The following is a 21,732-nucleotide window of genomic DNA, read 5'->3' as shown; positions in this document are numbered from 1 at the left end:
TCGTTTTCGCGGTGACCATTGTGCCCGGCTGAGTCCTGCTCCGAAGAAGTGCTTGCTATTGTTTGCGGGGAAGGTGTCTCATTAATTGTTGATGAGATGCCTGCGACGTAGGAGGACGCATGACCGAACAGGCCAAACGGTTGGTCGAGACCACTGATGGGCTGAGGCTCGCGGTCTACGAGCGTGGGCCGGCCGACGCCGAGACCGTGGTGCTCGTCCACGGCTATCCCGACAACCACTCCGTCTGGGACGGAGTCGTGGAGGTGCTCGCCGAGCGGTTCCACGTCGTGACCTATGACGTACGCGGCACAGGGGAGTCGGAGGTTCCCGACTCGACCGCCGGCTACCGCCTGGCGCAGCTCTCCGCGGACTTCGAGGCGGTCATCGACGCCGTCTCGCCCGATGCGCCGGTGCATGTCGCGGCCCACGACTGGGGCTCGATCCAGACCTGGGAGTCGGTGACCGACCCGGCCCTGAGCAGCCGGATCGCGACGTACGTCTCCATCTCGGGGCCGGACCTGGGGATGGCGACCGCGTGGCTGCGGGAACGGACGCACCTGCGGAGCTCGCTGCGGCAGCTGGCCCACTCCTGGTACGTCTTCGTCTTCCAGGCGCCGCTGCTGCCGGAGGCGATGGTGCGCTCGGGGCTGCTCGCCCGGTTCGTCGGCGGTGGACCGCGGCCGACGAAGGACCAGGTCAACGGGGTCGAGCTCTACCGGGCGAACTTCCTCGGCAAGCTGGTCCGTCCGGAGCCGCGGCCGACCGACGTGCCGGTGCTGGTGATCGCCCCGCGCGACGACGCCTACGTGACGGTGCCGCTGCAGACCGAGGCTCCCCGGGCGTACGCGACATCGCTGACCACGCAGGTCATCGACGGCGGACACTGGGTGGTGACCGCGGAGCCGGGGATGATCGCCGGCGAGATCGCGGCCTTCGTCGAGAAGGAGGGTGTGCGATGAACAAGGAGAGCAAGGAGAACAAGGAGAGCAAGCGCGGGCACGAGCCGGCCAAGGTGGCCCTGCACCCGCGGAACGTGAAGTTCGACTGGAGCCGGCTGCCGCTGGTGTGGATCCCGGGCGAGGTCTTCGCCTCCCACTACGTCAACGTGCTGCACCTGCTGCTGCCCGAGGGCGAGCGGTGGTTCGTCAAGGTGTTCTCCGAGATCCTGCCGTTGATCGAGGACGACCAGCTCCGCGAGGACGTGATCGGCTTCATCGGGCAGGAGGGCGTGCACGCCGCCGCCCATCAGGAGGTGCAGGACTACTTCACCGCCAACGGCCTCGACGTACGTCCGTTCGCGGCCGAGATCGAAGCGCTGTTCCGCAAGATCCTGGGTGACCGCGACCTGACCGGCAGGGCCAAGGAGGAGTGGCTGATCGAGCGCGCCGCGATCATCGCCGGCCTCGAGCACCTCACCGCCGTGCTGGGCAACTGGGTGCTCAACTCGCCCGCGCTCGACGAGGCCGGTGCCGACGAGACGATGCTCGACCTGCTGCGCTGGCACGGAGCTGAGGAGGTCGAGCACCGCAACGTGGCGTACGACGTCTTCCAGCATGTCGACGGGCGCTACCTGCGTCGCGTCCGCTCCTACCTGCTCGGCGGCACCGCGCTGCTCGTGCTGTGGTGGCGCGGCGCGCAGTACCTGATGGACCACGACCCGACCCCGCTCGATCCCGCGCAGCCGGAGCAGGCCAAGCGGCCCAAGGCCGGGCTGATCCAGCTGATCGACGCCGAACGCCGAGGGCTGGTGCCCGGAGTCGTACGCATCGGGTGGGCGACCTGGAAGTTCTTCCTGCCCGCCTACGACCCGTCCAAGGAAGGGTCGACCGCCCAGGCGGTGAGCTACCTGGCCAAGTCGCCCGCGGCGCTGCGGGCCGACGCCCTCGCGGAGGGCCAGTGAGCCCGGCGCGCTACGCCGTCCCGGACATCCCCGACTCGCGGCTCTACAAGGCCTTCGAGGCGATCGTCGGGGGCTACTGGACCAAGGCCGCCTACCGGTCCTGGCGCCGCCGCAGGCCGCTCGGCCGGATCGACCGTGACCTCCACGTGCGCGTCAGCCGCATCGACCAGGAGGGCGCCGACGTCAAGGCGATCTGGTTCGAGAGCGAGGACGCCGCTGACCTTCCGGTATGGGACCCGGGCGCCCACGTCGACGTGGTGCTGCCCAGCGGAAGGCTCCGGCAGTACTCGCTCAACTCCGACCCCGACGATCTCTCCGCCTACCGGATCAGCGTGCGCCTGATCGAGCCGACCGCCGGGGGAGGCGGCGGGTCGGTCGAGGCGCACCATCTCGGCGTCGGCGACCGGCTGGTGCTGAAGGGGCCGCGCAACGCCTTCCCCTTCGTCGACTCGCCCGCCGGCTATCTCTTCGTCGCCGGAGGCATCGGGATCACCCCGATCCTGCCGATGCTGCGTGACGTGGTGCGCCGAGGCGTGCCGTACGAGTTCGTCTACACCGGCCGCTCGCGCGAGACCATGCCCTTCCTCGAGGAGATCCGGTCGATCGTCGGCGACCACGAGATCCAGCTGTGGCCCGACGACGAGATGGGCACCCCGGACGCGGCCAAGATCATCTCGCTGGCGCCCGCGGGGGCCGCGCTCTACTGCTGCGGTCCGATGCCGATGATCGACGCGATCCGGGCGCAGATCCCGGATCCGCAGATCGACCGTCTGCACTACGAGCGGTTCTCGCCGCCACCGGTGCTCGGCGGCCGCCCGTTCCGGGTACGCCTCGACGACTCCGGGACCGAGGTGGAGGTGGGCGCCGAGGAGTCGGCGCTGACGGCAGTCCGCCGGGTGCGGCCGGCCCAGGCGTACTCCTGCCAGCAGGGCTTCTGCGGCACCTGCCGGGTGCGGGTCCTCGAGGGTGAGGTCGAGCACCGCGACCACGCGCTGGCCGACTACGAGCGCGAGGGACACATGATCCTCTGCGTCTCGCGAGCGCGGGGGACCGTGGTGATCGACGGATGATGCCGTCCTGGTCGGCCCCGTCCGGCGTTAACGGTTTGTCCGCGCGGCCTTCGGCTGGTCTGCTTGCGACATGACTGCACTCGTTCTTCCCACGCTCGACCTCTACGACTCCTGGGCAGCCACCGTCCGCGAGTTCGAGGGAGGGCACGTCGATGGTGCCTCCATCCCTGACGAGGAGGCCGCCGACACGAGCCGGCAGGCGTGCGAGCGGCTGGTCGCGAAGACCGCGCGGTCCCGGGACACCTCGGTGCCGCCGGCCGCCGGACGGGTGCACGCCTCGACCTTCTGGATCACCGACGACGGTGAGGTCGTCGGGTTCATCCAGCTGCGCCACGAGCTCAACGAGTCCCTGGAGAACGTGGGCGGGCACATCGGCTACTCGGTACGGCCTTCGTCCCGTCGCCAGGGGCACGCCCGGCGAGCGCTCGGGATGGTGCTCGCCGAGGCGCGGGCGTTGGGCCTGGAACGCGTCCTGATCACCTGCGACGAGGACAACGGCGCCTCCGCTCGCACCATCGAGTCGCAGGGTGGCGAGCTCCAAGACGTCATCGACGCGTCTGCGTACGGGTATGGCCCCACCCGGCGTTACTGGATCAAGCTGTGAGCGAGCGCCGATGAGCGACGACGATGTCGCGACCGAGGGGGAGCTGGAGTGGGCGTTGGCCGGTGATCCCGCCGCGCCCGCTGACGTGGTGGAGGAGGTCCTGACAAGCCTGCGCACCACCGGACGTACGCCCGAGGCAGGGGTCGAGGTCTTGCGGGCCGCCGCCTTCCGGCTCGTCTCCGAAGACAGGCTCGACGACGTCGGGCGGGGTTGGCTGGAGCTTCTCGACGCCGTCCGGGCCCACCCCGACGCCAGGTTGGCCGACCTGCCGCCGGCCCGCACCGACTGACCTCCTCAGCTGGAGAGTGAGCGGCGGCGGCTCGCCAGGCTGGACAGACCCTGGGCAGCTGCCCGGACCTGGGTCACGTAGGCCTCGGGGCGGAAGCGCCCCACGGGGCCGGTGACGCTGATCGCGGCCAGAGCCCTGTCGCCGTCGGTGAGGATGGGGGCGGCGATGCACTGGAGGCCGGGCGCCGACTCCTCGCGCTCGAAGGCGACGCCGTTCTCGACCGCGGCGCCGAGCTGGCGCTCCAGCAGGCCGGGAGCGACGATCGTGTGGGGCGTACGCCGCTGGAGGGGGCTGCTGAGGACCTCCTGCTGCACCTCGGGGTCGGAGAAGGCGAGCAGGATCTTGCCGATCGCGGTGCAGTGGACGGGCATCCGTCCACCCGGTCGGGAGGGGGACTTGGCCTGTCGGTGGCCGCCGATCTTGGCGACGTAGACGACGTCGTGCCCTTCGCGGACCCCCAGGTGGACGGTCTCGTGGGTGCGCTCGTAGAGGTCCTGGAGGAACGGCATCGCCAGCTCCAGCAGCGAGCGCTCGACCGAGGCGCGCATGCCGAGCTCGAAGAGGCCGCCGGAGAGGCGGTAGCCGAGGTTGGTGCGGTCCAGGAGCCGGTTGGTGACCAGGTCGCCGGCGACGCGGTGGGCGGTCGCCTTGGGGAGTCCGGTGCGGCGGACGAGCTCGGCCAGCGAGAGCACCTGGTCGTCGACCGTGAAGGCCCGCAGGATGGTCACCGCCTTGCCGAGCACGGTGTCGAGATCGGCAGGCTCGTGTGGCATGAGATCACCGTACCGGTCAGCGGGACGCCTACCCCGCTCCTTTCGCACATCTGCTGAGACCGTGGGGGTATGAACGAAGTGACCTCTCCGTCCGATGCTGCCGTCGATGCCGCGGCAGATCGGCTGCTGACCGCCTCGGTGACCAGCACCCCCGTGCCGCCGATGCGGGATCTGCTGGGCGCGACCGACCTGGCGACGGCGTACGCGATCCAGGAGCGGCTCACCGCCGCCCGGGTCGCCGGCGGAGCCACGATCGTGGGCCGCAAGATCGGGCTCACGTCCAAGGCCGTGCAGGAGCAGATCGGCGTGGACACCCCCGACTTCGGTGTGCTCTTCGACGACATGGCGTACGCAGCCGATGCCACGATCCCCGCCGACACCATCCTGCAGCCGCGGGCCGAGGCCGAGATCGCCTTCGTCCTCGCGGCCGACCTGGCCGACGGTGACCTCGGCTACGACCAGGTCCGGGAGGCCATCGACTACGCCGTCGCGGCGATCGAGATCTGCGGCAGCCGGATCGCGGACTGGAAGATCGCCTTCGGCGACACGGTCGCGGACAACGCCTCCGCGGGGGCCTTCGTCCTCGGGACCGAACGTCGCCGGCTGGACGAGTTCGAGCCCAAGGACGTCTCGATGTCGATGTCGATCGACGACGAGGAGGTCTCGACCGGCACCGGGGCCGCCTGTCTGGGCGACCCGGTCAACGCGGTCCAGTGGCTGGCTCGTTATGCCCGCGACTTCGGGGAGCCGCTGCGAGCCGGCCAGCTCATCCTCTCCGGCGCGCTCGGGCCGATGCGGCCGATCGCCCCGGGCAACACCGTTCGTTCCACCGTGTCGGGCCTCGGCTCGGTGGCCTTCAGCGTAGGGAAGTGACTCCATGCCAATGGACAGCTCAGTGGCAAGCACAGCCAAGACGAAAGTGGCGATCATCGGGTCGGGCAACATCGGCACCGACCTGATGATCAAGGTGATGCGTACCTCGCAGCACCTGGAGATGGGCGCGATGGTCGGGATCGACCCGTCCTCCGACGGGCTCGCCCGGGCGGAGCGCTTCGGTTTCGCGACGACCGCCGACGGGGTCGAGGGGCTGATCGGGCTGCCAGGGTTCGACGACATCGAGATCGTCTTCGACGCGACCTCGGCCAAGGCGCACGTCGCCAACGCGGCCGCGCTGGCGCCCTACGGCAAGCGGCTGATCGACCTCACCCCGGCGGCGATCGGCCCGTACCTCATCCCGGCCGTCAACATCGACGAGCACATCGACGCTCCCAACGTGAACATGGTGACCTGCGGAGGGCAGGCCACGATCCCGATCGTGGCCGCGGTCGCGCGGGTCGTGCCGGTGGCCTACGGCGAGATCGTCGCCTCGATCTCTTCTCGCTCCGCCGGCCCCGGCACCCGGGCCAACATCGACGAGTTCACCGAGACCACCTCGGGCGCGATCGTGCAGGTCGGCGGCGCCAAGCGCGGCAAGGCGATCATCATCCTCAACCCGGCCGAACCGCCGCTGATCATGCGCGACACGGTGTATGCGCTGGTCGAGGGCGGGTCGCGATCCCTGGAGGAGCTGACCGCGGAGATCACCGAGTCGGTGGAGAAGATGGTCGGCGACGTCGCTGCGTACGTCCCCGGCTACCGGCTCAAGCAGAAGGTGCAGGTGCAGGAGATCCCTGCGGACCAGCCGGTGGAGACGCTGCTGGCCGAGGGCGAGACCGCCCGACCCAGGCATCAGGTGTCGGTGTTCCTCGAGGTCGAGGGCGCCGCGCACTACCTCCCGGCATACGCGGGGAACCTCGACATCATGACCTCGGCCGCGCTGCAGGTGGCCGAACGCATCGCTGCTGGCGTCGGTCGAGCCGCGAGCTCCAGCGAGCGTGTCGAGACCAACACAGCTGATCAGGAGGCATGACATGTCGACGCCCATCTATGTCCAAGAGGTCTCGCTGCGCGACGGCATGCACGCCGTACGCCACCGGATCACCCCGGAGGACGTCAAGCGGATCGTCATCGCCGCCGATGAGGCCGGCGTCGACGCCATCGAGGTCGCGCACGGCGACGGCCTGACCGGCGGCTCGGTCAACTACGGCCCCGGCTCCAACTCCGACTGGGAGTGGATCGAGGCGGCCGCCTCGGTCATCAAGAACGCCCACCTGACGACCCTGCTGCTTCCCGGTGTCGGCACGATCCACGACCTGAAGCGTGCCCATGAGCTCGGCGTGCGGTCGGTGCGGGTCGCGACGCACTGCACCGAGGCGGACGTCTCGGCGCAGCACATCGCCGCGGCTCGCGAGATGGGGATGGACGTCTCCGGCTTCCTGATGCTCTCGCACATGGCCCCGCCCGAGCAGCTCGCCGAGCAGGCGAAGCTGATGGAGTCCTACGGCGCGCACTGCGTCTACGTCACCGACTCCGGTGGCCGGCTGACGATGAACGACGTACGTGACCGGGTCCGCGCCTACCGCTCCGTGCTCGACGACGAGACCGAGATCGGCATCCACGCCCACGAGAACCTGTCGCTGTCGGTGGCCAACTCGGTCGTCGCGGTCGAGAACGGTGTCTACCGTGTCGACGCCTCGCTCGCCGGTCACGGCGCCGGTGCGGGCAACTGCCCGATCGAGGCCTTCATCGCGGTCGCCAACCTGTCGGACTTCAAGCACAACTGCGACCTGTTCAAGCTCCAGGACGCCGCCGACGACATCGTCCGCCCGCTCCAGGACCGCCCCGTCCGGGTCGACCGCGAGACCCTCACCATGGGCTACGCGGGCGTCTACTCCTCCTTCCTCCGCCACGCCGAGAACGCCAGCGCCCGTTATGGCGTCGACACCCGCGACATCCTCATGGAGTGTGGCCGGAGAGGTCTGGTAGGCGGCCAGGAAGACATGATCGTAGACATCTGCCTGACCAAGTTGGAGGAACGCGGCGCAGGAAACTGAGCCTCCTGGGACCTGGGGAGCGCGGGGCGTACGTGGTGCGCCTGGCGCTCCCCGGGTTAGGGTCGCTCCGTGATCGAGACAGCGGATGAGCGGAAGGCGCGGGAGCGACGCGAGGACGCTGCTCGGCTGCTGCGCGCCCATCTGCTCATGCAGGACGGCGTCGCGAGCCATGCGCAGCTGACCGCCGGCGGGGTGACGAAGACGGACATCGAGCGGAAGGTGCGTCGTAAGGAGCTCCGTCGCGTCCACCCGCGGGTCTACGTCGACCACGCCGGCCCGATGACATGGCGCCAGCGCGCCTGGGCGGCAGTCCTCTACGCCGAGCCCGCCTACCTGTGCTGGACCAGCGTCGAGGAGCCGAGGAGTCGCGACGACGGCGCCCCGATCCACGTCGCCATCGATCACAGCCGCCGGATCCGGCCGCAGGGCGGCATCATCATCCACCGGATGAAGGGACTGGAGCCGCGCGCCTACGGCGGCACGCCGCCCCGGCTCAACGTCGAGGACAATGCGCTGGCGATGGCGCACGAGGCGACCAAGGACATCGACGCGATCGCCCGGCTCGCGGAGGTGGCGAGCAGACCGTACGTCACCGCGGACTCGCTGCGTGCCGCCCTCGACCGCTACCCGTCGATCCGCCGCCGGTCGCTCCTCGTCGGCCTGGTCGACGACCTCGAGGCGGGCACCCACTCCGTGCTCGAACACGGCTACCTCGCCAAGGTCGAGCGAGCCCACGGCCTACCCGTCGGGACGCGCCAGGCGCCACGGTTCGGTCCGGCGGGGAACCAGTTCCGCGACGTCGAGTATGCGGCGTACCGTCTCGTCGTCGAGCTCGACGGCGCCCTCGGCCACGACTCCTGGCGCGACCAGGCGCGAGACGCCGACCGCGCCCTCGACGATCTCGCCACGACCGGTTCCCTCACCGCCCGACTCCGCTTCCACCAGGTCTTCGACACCCCGTGCCAGACGGCAACCCGGATCGCCAGGATCCTGAGACGCAACGGCTGGCAGGGGGCCATGAAACCCTGCGGCGAGGAATGCCGCATGAAGTTCGCCTGACCTGGGGAGCGCCGGGCGTACCATGTACGCCTGGCGCTCCCCAGGTCGACGTCGCGGGCAACGCCCGCTCGCGCCGCGTACTCGAGAAGGTCCGGTCTCAAGCATGTCGCCACCCAGCATCGGGAGTGCGCGGACCTGCTGCCCGGTGCTGGTCAAGGAGAGGTCGTCTACGCGCTTGAGTTGACTACGAAACTGGCGTCGACTTTCCTGACTACCTTTGCGTAGTCAGGAATGATGAATACGTTATGGTAGTCGTAGGAGGTGCTTATGTCGTACACCGGAAAGGTCACTAGCCCGGAGTCACTGGGGCGGATCCTGCAGCAGGCGAGACTGCTGAACGGCTGGAGTCAGCGCGAGCTCGCGGCGAGGATCGGGACGACGCAGCGTTACATCTGGGAGATCGAGGCGGGTAAGCCGTCGATCTTCGTCGATCGTCTCTTTGCTCTGATGCGAGAGACAGGAACCGAGTTGACCGCGACCATCGACCCTCGGAACGACGATGAGTGACCTCGTGGTCGAGCTCTACGGCGAGCCGATCGGGCGGTTGGTCGGGTCGAGCGCGACGTACGACTTCGTCGCCTCCGCGGATGCGGTGGAGACGTACGGCCTGGACAGCACGGTCCTGTCGCTGGCTGTTCCGCTCGCCCCGGTCCCACCGCGCGGCCGCAAGCCACGTCGACAGAACTTCTTCGCAGAGATGCTTCCCGAAGGTCGGATGCTGTCGCGGCTGGCGGCGATGGCCGACGTCAACGAGCGCGATGTGATCGGGATGCTGCGGGTCTACGGGCGAGATGTGGCGGGTGCCCTGCAGATCTGGGACCCCGATGTTCCCGGCGAACCGCGGACCCCGCAGCTCGAACCTGTCGGTGAGCAAGGGGTGGCGGATCTGCTCAGTGAGGTCGGCGCCTTCCCGCTCGCCAACAAGCCCTCCGGAGGCAAGACGTCGCTAGCGGGCGTACAGGACAAGATCGTCCTGGTGCGCAACGACGACGGCTGGCATCGGGCGCTGGACGGGTATCCGTCCACACACATCCTCAAGCCGGTCACCTCCGACTTCCCGTCGATGATCTACGACGAGGAGTACGGCGCCAGGTGCGCGCAGACTCTGGGCCTGACGACGTACGAGACGTTCATCGAGGAGTTCGCCGGTGAGCCGGCGCTGGTGATCGAACGGTACGACCGCGGCGACGGGACCGACGGTGTCCCGAGCAGGGTGCATCAGGAGGACTTCAACCAGGTGCTGGGGGCGCGCGGCGACCAGAAGTACCAGAAGTACGGCGGCAAGGTCTCCCTGAAGCGGATCGCCGGCGAGCTCAGTGCGCTCGGTGACTCCGGCTCGCTGCGGAAGCTGGCCACGATGACGGTGCTGGCAGCAGCCATCGGGAACCTCGACATGCATGCCAAGAACATCTCCTTGCTGCACCACCCGGACGGCTCGGTCGAGATCGCCCCGGCATACGACGTCGTCCCACAGCGGCATCTGCCGAATGACGGTGAGCTGGCGCTCGCGGTCGACGGGGTCTACCCGCACGCGGCCGTGACCCGCGCCGATCTGGTCGCAGAGGTCGCTTCGTGGCGGCTCCGCGGTGCGGAGGCGCTGGTCGATGACGCTCTGGCCGACATCGCGGAGATCGTCGAGGTCGAGGTCCCTGCCGACGGCGCTCATCCTGGTCTGGTGGAGGACATCCGAGCCTTCACGACCAACCTCAGGGCGGGGCGATCAGCGGGAGCGGAGCTGAGCTCATCTCGGGGATGGCTGTGACGGCCCTGAGGTGAGCCTCTTTGCGCCTGTGGAAGAGTCGTACCCGTGAGCACTGAATCTTCTTCGCGGATCGATCTGCCGCTGGCCGGGTTGGCCGCATTGTTCCTCGGGTCGGGGACCCTGCATCTGGTGAGGCCGCAGGTGTTCGAGCCGATCGTGCCGTCGGCGCTGCCGGATGCGCGCAAGGTGGTCGAGGTCTCCGGGGTGGCGGAGATCCTCTGCGGGCTGGGGCTGCTGCACCCGAAGACCCGTCGGATCGCGGGGCTCGCGAGTGCCGCGCTGCTGGTGGGTGTGTTCCCGGCCAACGTGCAGATGAGTGTCGACGCCGGGAAGCGGGCGAACCGGAAGCGGACCCCCAAGTCGGCCGGGTTCTTCGCGGGTACGCTCGCGCGGCTGCCGCTGCAGTGGCCGATGATCAAGGTGGCGCTGCGCGCCGGAAAGGGGATCGACGCATGACGTACGTTCCTTCGGAGTCCCGCTACGACGCGATGGAGTATCGGCGGACCGGCCACAGCGGCCTGGACCTCCCGGCGGTCAGCCTCGGGCTGTGGCACAACTTCGGTGACGACCTGCCGTTCGAGCGGCAGCGGGCGATCCTGCGTACGGCCTTCGACGCCGGCATCACCCACTTCGATCTGGCCAACAACTACGGCCCTCCCTACGGCTCGGCGGAGGAGAACTTCGGCCGCCACCTGCGCGAGGACTTCGCGGGGCTGCGGGACGAGCTGGTGATCTCGACCAAGGCCGGCTGGGACATGTGGCCGGGGCCGTACGGCAAGGTCGGCGGCTCGCGGAAGTATCTGATCTCCAGCCTCGACCAGTCCTTGACGCGGATGGGGCTCGACTACGTCGACATCTACTACCACCACCGCCCCGACCCCAGCACGCCGCTGGAGGAGACCATGGCCGCGCTCGACCAGATCGTGCGGTCGGGCAAGGCCCTCTACGTCGGGCTGAGCTCCTACTCCTCGGCGCTGACCCGCGAGGCTGCGGCGATCCTGAGCGATCTCGGCACGCCGCTGCTGATCCACCAGCCGTCCTACTCCATCTTCAACCGCTGGCTCGAGACCGACGGACTGCTGGACACGCTCGACGAGGTCGGCGCCGGTGCGATCTCGTTCTCGCCGCTGGCGCAGGGCCTGCTGACGAACAAGTATCTCGGCGGCACCGTCCCCGAGGACTCCCGTGCGGCCAAGGCACGGTTCCTGTCGCCGGACGCGCTCACGCCCGAGACGCTGACCGGCATCGAGTCGCTCAACGCCCTCGCCGCAGAGCGTGGCCAGACCCTTGCTCAGATGGCGCTCGCCTGGGCGCTGCGTGACCCGCGGATGACCTCGGTCGTCATCGGAGCCTCCCGCCCCGAGCAGGTCACCGACTGCCTCGGCGCGCTCTCCGGTCCAGAGCTGACCACCGAGGAGCTGGCCAGGATCGACGAGTACGCCACGGCCACCGGCATCGACATGTGGAAGCGCGACAGGGTCGAGGGTGACCACCGGGAGATCTTCAACTGACCGGCCCTCAACGCTCGTCGTCCCAGGCTGCGGAGCTGATCCGCCAGCCGGATTCGGTGCGCACGAACGACATCGTCTTCATGCCCTTGCCGGTGTGGATCTCGCCTTCGGTGCGCCAGCGCTTGCCGTAGGCGCCCCACCAGTGGGCGATGTCGCCGAAGACGTCGATGCGGCCGGGCTCCGGCCATTCCTCGAACTCGGTGATCTCGCCGCTGGTCAGGAGCGTGAGACGCGGGGCGATGAAGGACTCGACGTCGTATATCTCGGCCGGCAGCCCGCACGTGCGCGCGATGGTGGCGCCGGGGAGCATGATCCGGCGCAGATCGTCCAGGCGGGCGGCCGCGTCCGGTCCTGCGGTGAAAGCCGAGAAGAACGCACGCACCAAGGCCTCGATTGCCGTCTCGTCCGACTTCGATGCGGCTTCGCCGCCGGTGATGGTCATGTCCGGAACATAGTCACCCAGCCCGGATCCGGCACTTCATTTGGAGGTGCGCGGATCGTGCATGCCCTAGCCTGCGCTCATGCGGGTCGATGAGTATCTGAGGTACGACGCCACCGGGCTGGCGGAGCTGGTCGCCTCCAAGGAGGTGACCGCGGCCGAGGTTCTGGCCGCGGCACGGGAACGGGCCGAGGCGGTGAATCCGCGGATCAATGCGATCGTCGCGGACATCCCGGAGGCCGACGCCCAGGTTGCCGGCGACGGCCCGAGCGGGCCGTTCGCCGGGGTGCCGTTCCTGGTGAAGGACCTGGCTCAGGAGTATCGGGGCCACCCGACGACCTACGGCTCGCGTGCGCTCGTGGGCGATGTCGCCGAAGAGCACTCCTACTTCACTCAGAGCGCTCTGGACGCTGGTCTGGTGATCTTCGGGAAGACCAACACCCCGGAGTTCGGGGCGAAGGGGATCACCGAGCCGGAGCTGTTCGGTGCCGCGCGCAACCCGTGGAACACCGGCCACACGCCCGGTGGCTCCTCGGGTGGGTCGGGAGCCGCGGTGGCCGCCGGGATCGTCCCGGCCGCCGGCGCCAACGACGGCGGCGGATCGATCCGGATCCCTGCCGCCTGCAACGGCCTGGTCGGGCTGAAGACCACCCGCGGGCTGCTCCCCTTGGGGCCGCAGAGCCTGGACGCTTCCAGCGGCTTCGTCGTCCAAGGCGTGGTGACGCGCTCCGTGCGCGACGCGGCCGGACTCTACGATGCGCTCGTCGGTGACCAGGCGATGGCGATGATCCACGCGCCTCGTCCCGGCACGGCGTTCGCCGAGGCCATCTCGACCCCGCCGCGCAAGCTCCGCATCGGGTTCACCTCGGTGTCCTCGATCACCGCGCCCGACCCGGAGGCGATCGCGGCCGTCGAAGACGCGGCCAAGATGCTCGAGGCGCTCGGCCACGAGGTCGAGGCGGTCGAGGCGCCCTACGACGCCGTCGAGCTCGGCCGCGACTTCCTCACCATCTGGTTCGCCTCGGCGGCCGCCGAGGTCGCCGAGACCAAGCTCCGGGTCGGTGCCAAGGACGCCGACTTCGAGGCCGACACCCTCGCGGTGGCCGAGCTCGGCCGAGCCGGGGGAGTGGTCGCCGTCGAGCTGGCCCACATCAACCGCCGCAACCACGTCCGCCGCCTGAGCGACTTCCACGCTACGTACGACCTGCTGCTCACCCCGACGCTGGCCAAGCCGCCGCTGAAGGTGGGGCAGGTGGTCACGCCCAAGGCTCTCCAGACCGCGGCGCGGCTGCTCTACAAGGTGCGCGGCGGGCGGGTGATGCGGGCGACCGGCCTGATCGACCAGCTGGTCGCCGAGAACCTTGGCTGGGTGCCCTACACCCAGCTCGCCAACCTCACCGGCCGCCCGGCGATCTCGGTGCCGACCCACCGAACCGCGTCCGGGCTGCCGCTGGGCGTGCAGCTGTCCGGGCAGCTCGGCGACGACGGGCTGCTGCTACAGGTCGCGGCCCAGCTGGAGCAGTCGGCACCCTGGGCGCAGCATCGGCCGAATCTCTGAGGACGGACAATCTGAGGACAGAATCTCTGGCCCCACGTCCGTCTCGCTGAAAGAAATTTTTCTTTCAGACGCGAAGACGCCTCCGGAGCGGCATCATCGAGACATGACGCCCCCACGGTCAGACCTGGTCATGTCCTCACGGCGCAGCCTCCTCGGCGGCGCCCTCGGTGGAATCACGATGGCGATGGTCGGCGGCACCGCGGTCGCCTCGACGCCCGAGACCCCGACGAAGGTGGGCGCCAAGACGCTCGCGTCGCTGGCCGGTCAGCCGCCCACGATCACGCCCGAGGACCTCACCTTCACCCCGCGCACCGTCCTGCGCCCCGGCCACGCCCGCCAGGTGGGCCTGGACCCGACGCGGATCGCGAAGATCCGCTCGGAGCTGGCCCGGTTCCTCGAGCCGACCACAGAGAACCCCGCCCACCCCCTGTACGCAGGGGCCACCGCGATCGCGGTCAAGGACGGCGTCATCGTGGCCCACGAGAGCGTGGGCAAGGCGCTCAGGTACGGCCTCGACGGCACGACCGTCGTCGAGCTGCCCGCGGACCAGCAGGTCGACGCCGGGCTGGACACGCTGTGGGACGTCGCCTCGATGTCGAAGCTCTTCACCGCGACCGCGATCCTCCAGCTGGTGGAGCGGGGCAGCCTCGATCTCGAGGCGCCGGTGGTCACCTATCTGCCCGAGTTCGCGCCGAACGGCAAGAGCACGATCCTCGTGCGCCACCTCCTCACGCACGTCTCCGGCCTGCTCGCCGGCCCGTCGCCGTCGCTGTGGGCCGGCTACGACACCTACGACGAGCGGGTGGCGGCGATCATGAACACGAAGCCCACCCACGCTCCCGAGCAGGTCTACCGCTACTCCGACATCAACCTGATCACCCTCGGGCTGCTCATCGAGCGGCTCTCGGGCAAGAAGCTCGACACCTACGTACGCGACCACATCACCGCGCCCCTGGGCATGCGCGACACCATGTACAACCCGCCCGCCGACATCCTCCACCGTGTCGCCGCCACCGAGTACCAGCCGTGGGCCGGCCGCCCGATGATCCGCGGCGAGGTGCACGACGAGAACGCCTGGGCCCTCGGCGGGGTCGCCGGCCACGCGGGCATCTTCTCGACCGCCGCGGACATGGCCAGGTTCGGCCAGATGTTCCTCAACGGCGGTGTCTACAACGGCACGAGGATCCTGGAGGAGGAGACGGTCCGGCTCTCGCTGCGCGACTTCACCGGTGGCCAGTTCACCAGCTCCCGCGGTCTCGGCTGGGAGCTCGCCACGACCTGGTATCACGGACCGATCTGGTCGCCGGTCTCCTTCGGCCACACCGGTTACACCGGCACCAGCATCGTGATGGACCCGATCGGCCACCAGCTCGTCGTGCTCATGACCAACCGCGTCCACCCCAGCCGGGACTGGGGCAGCAACAACCCCTCTCGCCGGGTCGTCTCCGACGCGCTCGGCATGGCCTCGGCGGTCAAGCCCGCGAAGGGGCGTACGTCGTGGTTCTCGGGCCGCGCCAACGCGAAGAAGGCGACGCTCGACGTGCCGCTCGCGGCCACCGACGGCGCAAACCTCGACTTCGACTACTACTTCGACACCGAGCCGCGCTACGACTTCGGCCGGTTGCAGTACTCCACCGACGGCACCACTTTCAGCGCTCTGCCGTGGAAGCTCGAGGGTGGCGGCTGGAGCTGGGAGATCAGCGAGGCGGTCAACGGCTACGGCGGTCGCCGGTGGCTGCGCGGACACGCGGAGCTGCCCGCCGGCACGACCGCGGTCCGGTGGACCTACGAGACCGACTCGTCCTCCCAGGGCCGCGGGATCTTCGTCGACGGTATCGTGGTGAGCCAGGGGCGGCGTACGGTGTTCGACTCGGCGCGTCCCGCCGACGAGGCCCGCATCGTCGCCGACGGCTGGGCTCTGAGCGATCGATGACTCTCCACCGATAGCCTCTGGCGGCATGAGCGAGCGCCAGCGAGTGACCATAGGCCTCAGGCCGCCGTTTCGGTATTCTTTGCCCTTCTCAACCGAGGCGGCGGCATGAGCGAGCGCCAGCGAGTGACCATAGGCCTCAGGCCGCCGTTTCGGTATTCTTTGCCCTTCTCAACCGAGGCGGCGGCATGAGCCAGCCGCAGCAGCCGAACCCGTTCCTGGTCAACCAGTTCCGCGACGAGGCGGACGCCAAGGCGCTCATCACCAAGGCGGTCGAGTCCCCTTCGGCGGGCGCGCCGAGGGGGATCCTGGACGCGATCCGCGACAAGCTCGTGGATCTCGGCCCTGAGCTGGTCGCGGTCTCCCACGACCTCGCCGACCACCCGGAGACCGGGTTCGAGGAGCATCGGAGCGCGGCCGGTCTCGCCGAGTTCGTCGAGGCCCACGGCATCGAGGTGGCGCGCGGTGCCTATGGCCTCTCGACCGCCCTCTACGCCTCGGCCGGAGACACCTTGGACGGTCCGACGGTCGCGGTGCTCTCCGAGTACGACGCGCTCCCCGGCATCGGCCACGGCTGCGGCCACAACCTGATCGCCACGGTCGGGGTGGGCGCGTTCTTGGCCATCGCGAGCGTGATCGACCGCCTCGGGGGCCGCGTCATCTGGCTCGGCACCCCGGCCGAGGAGGGCGGCGGCGGCAAGGAGCTGATGGCGCAGAAGGGTGCCTTCGACGGCGTCGACGCCGCGATCATGGTCCACCCGTTCACCTACGACAACTCCGAGCCGGTCTTCCTTGGCCGCAGGCAGCTGCGGGTGACGTACGTCGGGGTGCCGGCGCACGCCTCGATCCAGCCGTTCATGGGGCGCAACGCCCTGGACGCGGCCAACCTGCTCTACACCGGCGTCGCGCTCAACCGGCAGCAGATGCCGCCGACCGACCGGGTGCACGCGATCATCACCGAGGGCGGTCTGCGTCCCAATGTGATCCCGGAGCACGCCTCGATCCAGTTCTACGTCCGCTCCGCCTACCCCGAGACGCTCAAGATCCTCTCCCAGCGGCTGGAGGAGATGGCGATGGGTGCGGCGCTGATGACCGGGTGCGGCGTCGAGCTCAGCTGGGACGAGTCACCGGTCTACCTGCCCATCCGCAACAACACCGGGCTCGCGGAGGCCTGGAACCGCCGCTACCAGGAGCGCAACCACACCGTCCTGGCGCCCGGTGTGGTCCCGGATCTCCTCGCCGGCTCCACCGACTTCGGCAACGTCTCCTTCCGGGTTCCCGGACTGCACGCGATGGTCAAGATCGCCGAGCCCGACGTGTCCCTGCACAGCCGGGAGTTCGCCGCTGCTGCGGTCACGCCATACGCCGACGAGGTGCTCGTCGATGCCGCCTACGGCCTCGCCGGGGTGGCTGCCGACTACCTCTCCGACGCGAAGCTGCGGGAGACGGTCCGCGAGGAGTTCGAGGAGGCCGGGGGAGCGGTCGACGTTACCGAATTTTTCGAGTAGTTAACGGTAGATGACGATTCGGCAGCGGTAACGCGGTTACCTCTTCACAATCGAAACCCGAAGGGGCATTGTTCCCTTCGTCGATCTTTGAGATGGGGAGCCCCGCAATGCCGCGTAACATCCGAAAGCTTCGCCCCGCTGTGGCGGTCGCTGCCGTCGCTCTCGCAGCGGCCGCAGTCGCCACTCCGCTCGCAACATCCGCCTCGGCCAAGCCGGGAAAGCACCTGGTCGATGTCCAGCTGCTCTCGTTCAACGACTTCCACGGCAATCTCGAGGCGCCGTCGGGTTCGAGCGGCCGGCTGGTCACCGGCCATCACATCGACCCGGCCACAGGCAAGCCCGTCGACGACACCGTCAACGTGGGTGGCGTGGAATACCTCGCCTCCCACCTGGCCGAGGCCCGCAAGGGCCATGACCGTTCCCTGACTGTCGCCGCGGGTGACCTGATCGGGGCCTCGCCGCTGCTCTCGGCCGCCTTCCACGACGAGCCGTCCATCGAGGCGCTCAACCAGCTCGGCCTGGACGTGACCGCGGTCGGCAACCACGAGTTCGACGAGGGCTACCAGGAGCTGCAGCGCATCGCCGACGGTGGCTGCATCGACGACGGAGACGGCGAGGACAACCAGAACTCCTGTGCCGCCCACGACTACGAGGGCGCCGACTTCGACATCCTCGCCTCCAACGTGATCGAGGACGCGAGCGGAGAGACGATCCTGCCGTCGTACGCGATCAAGGAGGTCGACGGCGCCAAGATCGGCTTCATCGGCATGACCCTGGAGGCCACCCCCGACATCGTCACCGCCGAGGGAGTCAAGGGCCTCACCTTCAAGGACGAGGTCGAGACCGCCAACGCGCTCGTGCCCGTGCTGAAGAAGAAGGGTGTCAAGGCGATCGTCACCCTGATCCACGAGGGCGGCAACCTGCCGAAGGAGAAGTGGACCGACCCGGCCACCGGCAAGGTCTACGACGTCAACGCCAGCTACGACTACACCTGTGCGGGCGGCGGTGAGCTGGTCGCCGGTTCGCCCATCCTGCCGATCGCGCAGAACCTCGACCCCGAGATCGACATGGTGGTCACCGGTCACACTCACAACCCCTATGTCTGCGACGTGCCCGACCCCGAGGGCAAGTCCCGCATGATCACCTCGGCCTCATCCTTCGGGCGGCTCTACACCGAGACCAACCTGAAGTACAACCTCAAGTCGCGCGACATCGTCCGCTCCTCGGTCAAGGGCTCGAACATGCTCGTCACCCGCGATGTCGCGAGGGCTCCGGAGCAGACCACGCTGATCAACACCTACAAGGAGCTGGTCGAGCCGATCGCCTCCCGGGTGCTCGGCTCGATCACCTCCGACGTCAAGCGTGACCAGAGCCCCGCCGGTGAGTCCGCGCTCGGTGACCTGATCGCCGACGCCCAGCTGGCCGACCAGTCGACGGTCCACAACGGGCAGACGCCGGTGATCGCGTTCATGAACCCGGGTGGCATCCGGGCCGACCTGACCGCGGCCAACTCGCCCTACGGTGAGCCAGTCGGCGATGTCACCTACGACGAGGCGTTCACGGTCCAGCCGTTCAACAACTACCTGGTCTCGCTGACCATGACCGGCCAGGACATCTACGACCTGCTCACCCAGCAGGTCACCGGCGCCAACGCCGACCGGCACAAGATCCTGCAAATCTCGAAGGGCTTCTCCTACGAGATCAGCCCCTCGGGCCCGGTCGACGGGTCCGTCACGCTGAACGGTGAGCCGATCGACAAGGCCGCGTCCTACCGGGTCGTGACCAACAACTTCCTGCAGGGCGGCGGCGACGCCTTCGAGGCCTTCACCAGGGGCACCGACCCCTACTACGGCGGTCTCGACATCGACGCCTTCGCCAGCTACCTGGAGGCCGGCTCGCCCTACACCCCGGGCGCGCTCGACCGCATCACCGGGACCCACTGAACGAAGTTCGCACGCAGCGGGGCGTCGACCGGCGTTGAGCCTGTCGACGCCCCGCTGCGCTGTCAGCGGCCATGGTCCAGGCGTTGGACGCCCGCGGATCGCACCTGGTCGATGACAGCAGCCGCGGAGAGCGACGCCGGAGCGATGCGGCTGTCAGGGATCCCGCAGGCGCGAAGGCAGGTCGAGGCGATGACTGCGGCGGTCGCATCATCGATCGGCACACCGCTGCCTCGAAGGCTGGTGGTGGCTTCGACCAGATGCAGGAGCATCTCGCCGAGGTGGCTCGGGTCGGCCGCTGCGGCGACGCCGGGCGCTGCGGCCCGGCTGGCAATCCGGCCGTAGGCGCCGGCGAGCTCGGCGCGAATACGTCGAAAGGCGTCGAACGCCTCGCTGCTGGTCACATCGGGGTGGGTGGCCAGCGTGCCGATGTTGTCCGGCGCCTCAGCGAGTGTGTGGATGTCGACGAGGGCCAGCAGGTAGAGGGCGGTCTCGGGGGACTCCGCCGCGGTCAGCTTCTCGATCCGCTCGACCCTGTCGACGGTGGGCCGGACGGATCGCTCCAGAAGCTCGGCAAGGATCTCGTCCTTGCCTGAGAAGTGGTAGTAGAGCGACGCCTGCCTGATTCCGACCCTCTCGGCGATCTCCCGGGTGGAGGTGGCCGAGAAGCCTTTGGCGACGAACAGCTGCGCAGCGGCATGAAGGACCTGCTCGCGTGGTGGGGCTGTCGTGCTCGATGGGACGAGGCGTGGTCGTCTGGGTTGGGTTCGTCCGATGGTCATCCGAGGCCCTGCCTTCCTGTCGACGCCGACCCCGACTCAGTTAAGCATTATATGACGGCCATGGCAATCATGATGTGCATCTGGACGCGCAGTATGCACATCGGGCACGATGGTCCCGTCCAGCCGCCGCTCCTGCCGAAGCGGCCCCGCCCGCTAAGGAGGCCCCTGCCGTGTCCCGTCCCAACCGCCGAGCCCGCGAAGCGCTCACCGAGGCGCTCCGAGATGCCCGTCGCGCCGCCGGACTGACCGGAATCGACCTCGCGGATGCTCTGGGGTCGGGCTGGTCCCAGCCGAAGGTGTCGAAGATCGAGTCGGGCCGCCAGTCGATCTCCGAGGACGAGGTCCGCGCCTGGGCGGCCGCGGTTGGCGCCGACAGGGAGATGCTGCTCGCGCTGCGTGCCCGTGCCGACCTCGAGCAGGCCGCGTTCCGAGACGCCCCGCCGACCGGCGGTGGCGCCGAGCAGCGCCAGGAGGCGTACGCGGCGACCGAGGTCGCCACGAAGGTCCTGACCAGCTTCGCGCCGCACAGCGTCCCCGAGCTGCTGCAGACCCCTGACTATGCGCGTGCCCTGCTGGCTCTGGCGGGCGGTGCTCGTGAGCGGGACGCCGAGCCCGAGGAGACCTCGGGTGTGATCGCGGCGCGGCTGCGCCGCTCGGCGATCCTCTACGAGGCCGGAAGATCGATCACCATCCTGGTCGGCGAGGCGGCCCTCCATCACCTGGTCGGCTCGCCGGACATCATGCGCGCCCAGATCGATCACATCGCCAGGCTGGCGACGACCACCAAGGCCACCATCGGGATCGTTCCCTTCGAGAGCTTCCCGGTTCTGGTGCAGCACGGCTGGGACCAGCGCGACCGGATCGTCACCCTCGAGACCAGTGCCGGCGATCTCGAGATCGCCGACCCTGTCGAGGTCACCCGCTACGAGCGCTGGGCCCAGCTGCTGCTCGAGCATGCGCTGACGGGCGCGGCCGCCGCCGAGCGGTGCTCCCGCATCGCCAGCGAGCGGATGCACCCCTCGCCGGGCGTCCCAGAATAGGAGAAGACCGTTGCTCCGGTAGACTCCCGACGGGCCGTTAGCTCAGTTGGTAGAGCAGTGGACTTTTAATCCATGGGTCGTCGGTTCGAGACCGACACGGCCTACATCGGGCTCGAGCCCCGAGCCGCACATGCGACTCGGGGCTCGGCCCTGTGATGAGGGTCAGCCGGACTCTTCTTGCGGCAGCGGGCGACTGGTGATCGAGTCGGTGATCGCGCCAGCAGTCTCGACGAACGCCGCTGCCTGATCCTCGGTCAGACTGCTCGCGGAGACTCCCTCCAGGCTCTGCCACAGGGCGGCGATGGGTTCGCGCATGGCACGGCCCTTGTCCGTGAGATGGACGACCATCACCCGCCGGTCGTGCTCGGCCGGCTCGCGGACCAGCAGGCCCGCTTCCTGCATGCGCCGCAGGGACTTGGAGACGGTGGAGTGATCGAGGCCAACGCTCTCGAGAAGCTCGGACTGAGTCTGGCCCTCGCGGTCCAGCAGCTGCATCAGGAGCAGCTCTTGGCCGGGGTGCAGGTCCATCTTGCGCAGCAGGGCGCCGGCGTAGGCGCGGTGGGCACGAGCGAGCTGGAAGATCGCGTAGCTCATCGGCCCGCCTGCGGCGGTGGTGGGAATCTCGGGCATGGTC

At 69.0% G+C, this 21,732-nt stretch carries 22 protein-coding genes and 1 tRNA gene; 19 read left to right on the top strand and 4 right to left on the bottom strand.

Annotated elements, in window-relative coordinates:
* The first annotated feature begins 119 nt into the window (after positions 1–119).
* The 5 genes from ABZZ22_RS10540 (at position 120) to ABZZ22_RS10520 (ending at position 3,863) form a co-directional block, all read left to right on the top strand.
* On the top strand, positions 120–959 hold the full coding sequence (locus tag ABZZ22_RS10540) for an alpha/beta fold hydrolase (protein ID WP_354930378.1): 840 nt from the start codon (positions 120–122) through the stop codon (positions 957–959).
* Entirely contained in the window at positions 956–1,900 is a 945-nt protein-coding gene (locus ABZZ22_RS10535) for a metal-dependent hydrolase (protein WP_354930375.1), read from the top strand. The genes ABZZ22_RS10540 and ABZZ22_RS10535 overlap by 4 nt, the downstream gene beginning before the upstream one ends.
* Positions 1,897–2,970, top strand: coding sequence for a PDR/VanB family oxidoreductase (locus tag ABZZ22_RS10530; protein WP_354930372.1), 1,074 nt, complete (start codon positions 1,897–1,899; stop codon positions 2,968–2,970). The genes ABZZ22_RS10535 and ABZZ22_RS10530 overlap by 4 nt, the downstream gene beginning before the upstream one ends.
* A gap of 70 nt (positions 2,971–3,040) precedes the next feature.
* Positions 3,041–3,574: a GNAT family N-acetyltransferase gene (locus ABZZ22_RS10525; protein ID WP_354930369.1), complete on the top strand. Its 534-nt coding sequence runs from the start codon at positions 3,041–3,043 to the stop codon at positions 3,572–3,574.
* A 10-nt stretch (positions 3,575–3,584) separates the two neighbouring features.
* Complete coding sequence (locus ABZZ22_RS10520) at positions 3,585–3,863, top strand: hypothetical protein (RefSeq protein WP_354930366.1); 279 nt, start codon at positions 3,585–3,587, stop codon at positions 3,861–3,863.
* A 5-nt stretch (positions 3,864–3,868) separates the two neighbouring features.
* On the opposite strand, the gene ABZZ22_RS10515 is transcribed toward ABZZ22_RS10520, so the two are convergent.
* A complete protein-coding gene (locus ABZZ22_RS10515) occupies positions 3,869–4,636 on the bottom strand; it encodes an IclR family transcriptional regulator (RefSeq protein WP_354930363.1) in 768 nt (255 codons plus the stop codon).
* 69 nt (positions 4,637–4,705) lie between these two features.
* On the opposite strand from ABZZ22_RS10515, the gene ABZZ22_RS10510 reads away from it, so the two are divergent.
* The 8 genes from ABZZ22_RS10510 (at position 4,706) to mgrA (ending at position 11,901) form a co-directional block, all read left to right on the top strand.
* Positions 4,706–5,509, top strand: a complete 804-nt coding sequence (locus tag ABZZ22_RS10510) for a fumarylacetoacetate hydrolase family protein (protein ID WP_354930360.1) — start codon at positions 4,706–4,708, stop codon at positions 5,507–5,509.
* Between the two features lie 22 nt (positions 5,510–5,531).
* Complete coding sequence (locus tag ABZZ22_RS10505; protein ID WP_354930358.1) at positions 5,532–6,545, top strand: acetaldehyde dehydrogenase (acetylating); 1,014 nt, start codon at positions 5,532–5,534, stop codon at positions 6,543–6,545.
* A 1-nt stretch (position 6,546) separates the two neighbouring features.
* Positions 6,547–7,569 (top strand): 4-hydroxy-2-oxovalerate aldolase, encoded by a 1,023-nt coding sequence (gene dmpG, locus ABZZ22_RS10500; protein WP_354930355.1) that lies wholly within the window; start codon positions 6,547–6,549, stop codon positions 7,567–7,569.
* A 69-nt stretch (positions 7,570–7,638) separates the two neighbouring features.
* Positions 7,639–8,628, top strand: a complete 990-nt coding sequence (locus ABZZ22_RS10495; protein WP_354930352.1) for a hypothetical protein — start codon at positions 7,639–7,641, stop codon at positions 8,626–8,628.
* 267 nt (positions 8,629–8,895) lie between these two features.
* On the top strand, positions 8,896–9,135 hold the full coding sequence (locus tag ABZZ22_RS10490) for a helix-turn-helix transcriptional regulator (protein WP_354930349.1): 240 nt from the start codon (positions 8,896–8,898) through the stop codon (positions 9,133–9,135).
* A complete protein-coding gene (locus ABZZ22_RS10485) occupies positions 9,128–10,390 on the top strand; it encodes a HipA domain-containing protein (protein ID WP_354930346.1) in 1,263 nt (420 codons plus the stop codon). Before ABZZ22_RS10490 ends, ABZZ22_RS10485 begins: the two co-directional genes overlap by 8 nt.
* Positions 10,391–10,435: 45 nt before the next feature.
* Complete coding sequence (locus tag ABZZ22_RS10480; RefSeq protein WP_354930343.1) at positions 10,436–10,846, top strand: DoxX family protein; 411 nt, start codon at positions 10,436–10,438, stop codon at positions 10,844–10,846.
* On the top strand, positions 10,843–11,901 hold the full coding sequence (gene mgrA / locus ABZZ22_RS10475) for an L-glyceraldehyde 3-phosphate reductase (RefSeq protein ID WP_354930340.1): 1,059 nt from the start codon (positions 10,843–10,845) through the stop codon (positions 11,899–11,901). The genes ABZZ22_RS10480 and mgrA overlap by 4 nt, the downstream gene beginning before the upstream one ends.
* A 7-nt stretch (positions 11,902–11,908) precedes the next feature.
* On the opposite strand, the gene ABZZ22_RS10470 is transcribed toward mgrA, so the two are convergent.
* Positions 11,909–12,343, bottom strand: a complete 435-nt coding sequence (locus ABZZ22_RS10470) for a DUF4440 domain-containing protein (protein ID WP_354930337.1) — start codon at positions 12,341–12,343, stop codon at positions 11,909–11,911.
* Between the two features lie 79 nt (positions 12,344–12,422).
* Between ABZZ22_RS10470 and ABZZ22_RS10465 the strand changes: the two genes are divergently transcribed.
* The 4 genes from ABZZ22_RS10465 (at position 12,423) to ABZZ22_RS10450 (ending at position 19,279) form a co-directional block, all read left to right on the top strand.
* Positions 12,423–13,898 carry an amidase gene (locus tag ABZZ22_RS10465; protein WP_354930334.1) on the top strand — a complete coding sequence of 492 codons (1,476 nt, stop codon included), beginning with the start codon at positions 12,423–12,425 and terminating at the stop codon, positions 13,896–13,898.
* Between the two features lie 103 nt (positions 13,899–14,001).
* Positions 14,002–15,831: a serine hydrolase gene (locus ABZZ22_RS10460; protein ID WP_354930331.1), complete on the top strand. Its 1,830-nt coding sequence runs from the start codon at positions 14,002–14,004 to the stop codon at positions 15,829–15,831.
* A 185-nt stretch (positions 15,832–16,016) separates the two neighbouring features.
* Positions 16,017–17,336 carry a M20 family metallopeptidase gene (locus ABZZ22_RS10455; protein WP_354930328.1) on the top strand — a complete coding sequence of 440 codons (1,320 nt, stop codon included), beginning with the start codon at positions 16,017–16,019 and terminating at the stop codon, positions 17,334–17,336.
* Positions 17,337–17,443: 107 nt separating this feature from the next.
* Entirely contained in the window at positions 17,444–19,279 is a 1,836-nt protein-coding gene (locus ABZZ22_RS10450; RefSeq protein ID WP_354930325.1) for a bifunctional metallophosphatase/5'-nucleotidase, read from the top strand.
* Between the two features lie 62 nt (positions 19,280–19,341).
* Here the strand turns inward: ABZZ22_RS10450 and ABZZ22_RS10445 are convergent, their stop codons facing one another.
* On the bottom strand, positions 19,342–20,058 hold the full coding sequence (locus ABZZ22_RS10445) for a TetR/AcrR family transcriptional regulator (RefSeq protein ID WP_354930322.1): 717 nt from the start codon (positions 20,056–20,058) through the stop codon (positions 19,342–19,344).
* A gap of 170 nt (positions 20,059–20,228) precedes the next feature.
* On the opposite strand from ABZZ22_RS10445, the gene ABZZ22_RS10440 reads away from it, so the two are divergent.
* On the top strand, positions 20,229–21,098 hold the full coding sequence (locus ABZZ22_RS10440) for a helix-turn-helix transcriptional regulator (RefSeq protein ID WP_354930319.1): 870 nt from the start codon (positions 20,229–20,231) through the stop codon (positions 21,096–21,098).
* A gap of 31 nt (positions 21,099–21,129) precedes the next feature.
* Positions 21,130–21,202: transfer RNA gene (locus ABZZ22_RS10435), tRNA-Lys, on the top strand.
* A gap of 58 nt (positions 21,203–21,260) precedes the next feature.
* On the opposite strand, the gene ABZZ22_RS10430 is transcribed toward ABZZ22_RS10435, so the two are convergent.
* Positions 21,261–21,728, bottom strand: a complete 468-nt coding sequence (locus tag ABZZ22_RS10430) for a MarR family winged helix-turn-helix transcriptional regulator (RefSeq protein ID WP_354930316.1) — start codon at positions 21,726–21,728, stop codon at positions 21,261–21,263.
* Between the last annotated feature and the right edge of the window lie 4 nt (positions 21,729–21,732).

The sequence above is a fragment of the Nocardioides sp. NPDC006273 genome, assembly GCF_040613495.1.
GTDB lineage: Bacteria > Actinomycetota > Actinomycetes > Propionibacteriales > Nocardioidaceae > Nocardioides.
This window is presented reverse-complemented; position numbering and strand designations above follow the sequence as displayed.

Coding starts and splice junctions, on each gene's coding strand:
- ABZZ22_RS10515 (WP_354930363.1), bottom strand. CDS start 4,636: ATGCCACACGAGCCTGCCGATCTCGACACCGTGCTCGGCAAGGCGGTG.
- ABZZ22_RS10445 (WP_354930322.1), bottom strand. CDS start 20,058: ATGACCATCGGACGAACCCAACCCAGACGACCACGCCTCGTCCCATCG.
- ABZZ22_RS10470 (WP_354930337.1), bottom strand. CDS start 12,343: ATGACCATCACCGGCGGCGAAGCCGCATCGAAGTCGGACGAGACGGCA.
- ABZZ22_RS10465 (WP_354930334.1), top strand. CDS start 12,423: ATGCGGGTCGATGAGTATCTGAGGTACGACGCCACCGGGCTGGCGGAG.
- mgrA (WP_354930340.1), top strand. CDS start 10,843: ATGACGTACGTTCCTTCGGAGTCCCGCTACGACGCGATGGAGTATCGG.
- ABZZ22_RS10520 (WP_354930366.1), top strand. CDS start 3,585: ATGAGCGACGACGATGTCGCGACCGAGGGGGAGCTGGAGTGGGCGTTG.
- dmpG (WP_354930355.1), top strand. CDS start 6,547: ATGTCGACGCCCATCTATGTCCAAGAGGTCTCGCTGCGCGACGGCATG.
- ABZZ22_RS10535 (WP_354930375.1), top strand. CDS start 956: ATGAACAAGGAGAGCAAGGAGAACAAGGAGAGCAAGCGCGGGCACGAG.
- ABZZ22_RS10485 (WP_354930346.1), top strand. CDS start 9,128: ATGAGTGACCTCGTGGTCGAGCTCTACGGCGAGCCGATCGGGCGGTTG.
- ABZZ22_RS10455 (WP_354930328.1), top strand. CDS start 16,017: ATGAGCCAGCCGCAGCAGCCGAACCCGTTCCTGGTCAACCAGTTCCGC.
- ABZZ22_RS10490 (WP_354930349.1), top strand. CDS start 8,896: ATGTCGTACACCGGAAAGGTCACTAGCCCGGAGTCACTGGGGCGGATC.
- ABZZ22_RS10525 (WP_354930369.1), top strand. CDS start 3,041: ATGACTGCACTCGTTCTTCCCACGCTCGACCTCTACGACTCCTGGGCA.
- ABZZ22_RS10460 (WP_354930331.1), top strand. CDS start 14,002: ATGACGCCCCCACGGTCAGACCTGGTCATGTCCTCACGGCGCAGCCTC.
- ABZZ22_RS10540 (WP_354930378.1), top strand. CDS start 120: ATGACCGAACAGGCCAAACGGTTGGTCGAGACCACTGATGGGCTGAGG.
- ABZZ22_RS10510 (WP_354930360.1), top strand. CDS start 4,706: ATGAACGAAGTGACCTCTCCGTCCGATGCTGCCGTCGATGCCGCGGCA.
- ABZZ22_RS10450 (WP_354930325.1), top strand. CDS start 17,444: ATGCCGCGTAACATCCGAAAGCTTCGCCCCGCTGTGGCGGTCGCTGCC.
- ABZZ22_RS10430 (WP_354930316.1), bottom strand. CDS start 21,728: ATGCCCGAGATTCCCACCACCGCCGCAGGCGGGCCGATGAGCTACGCG.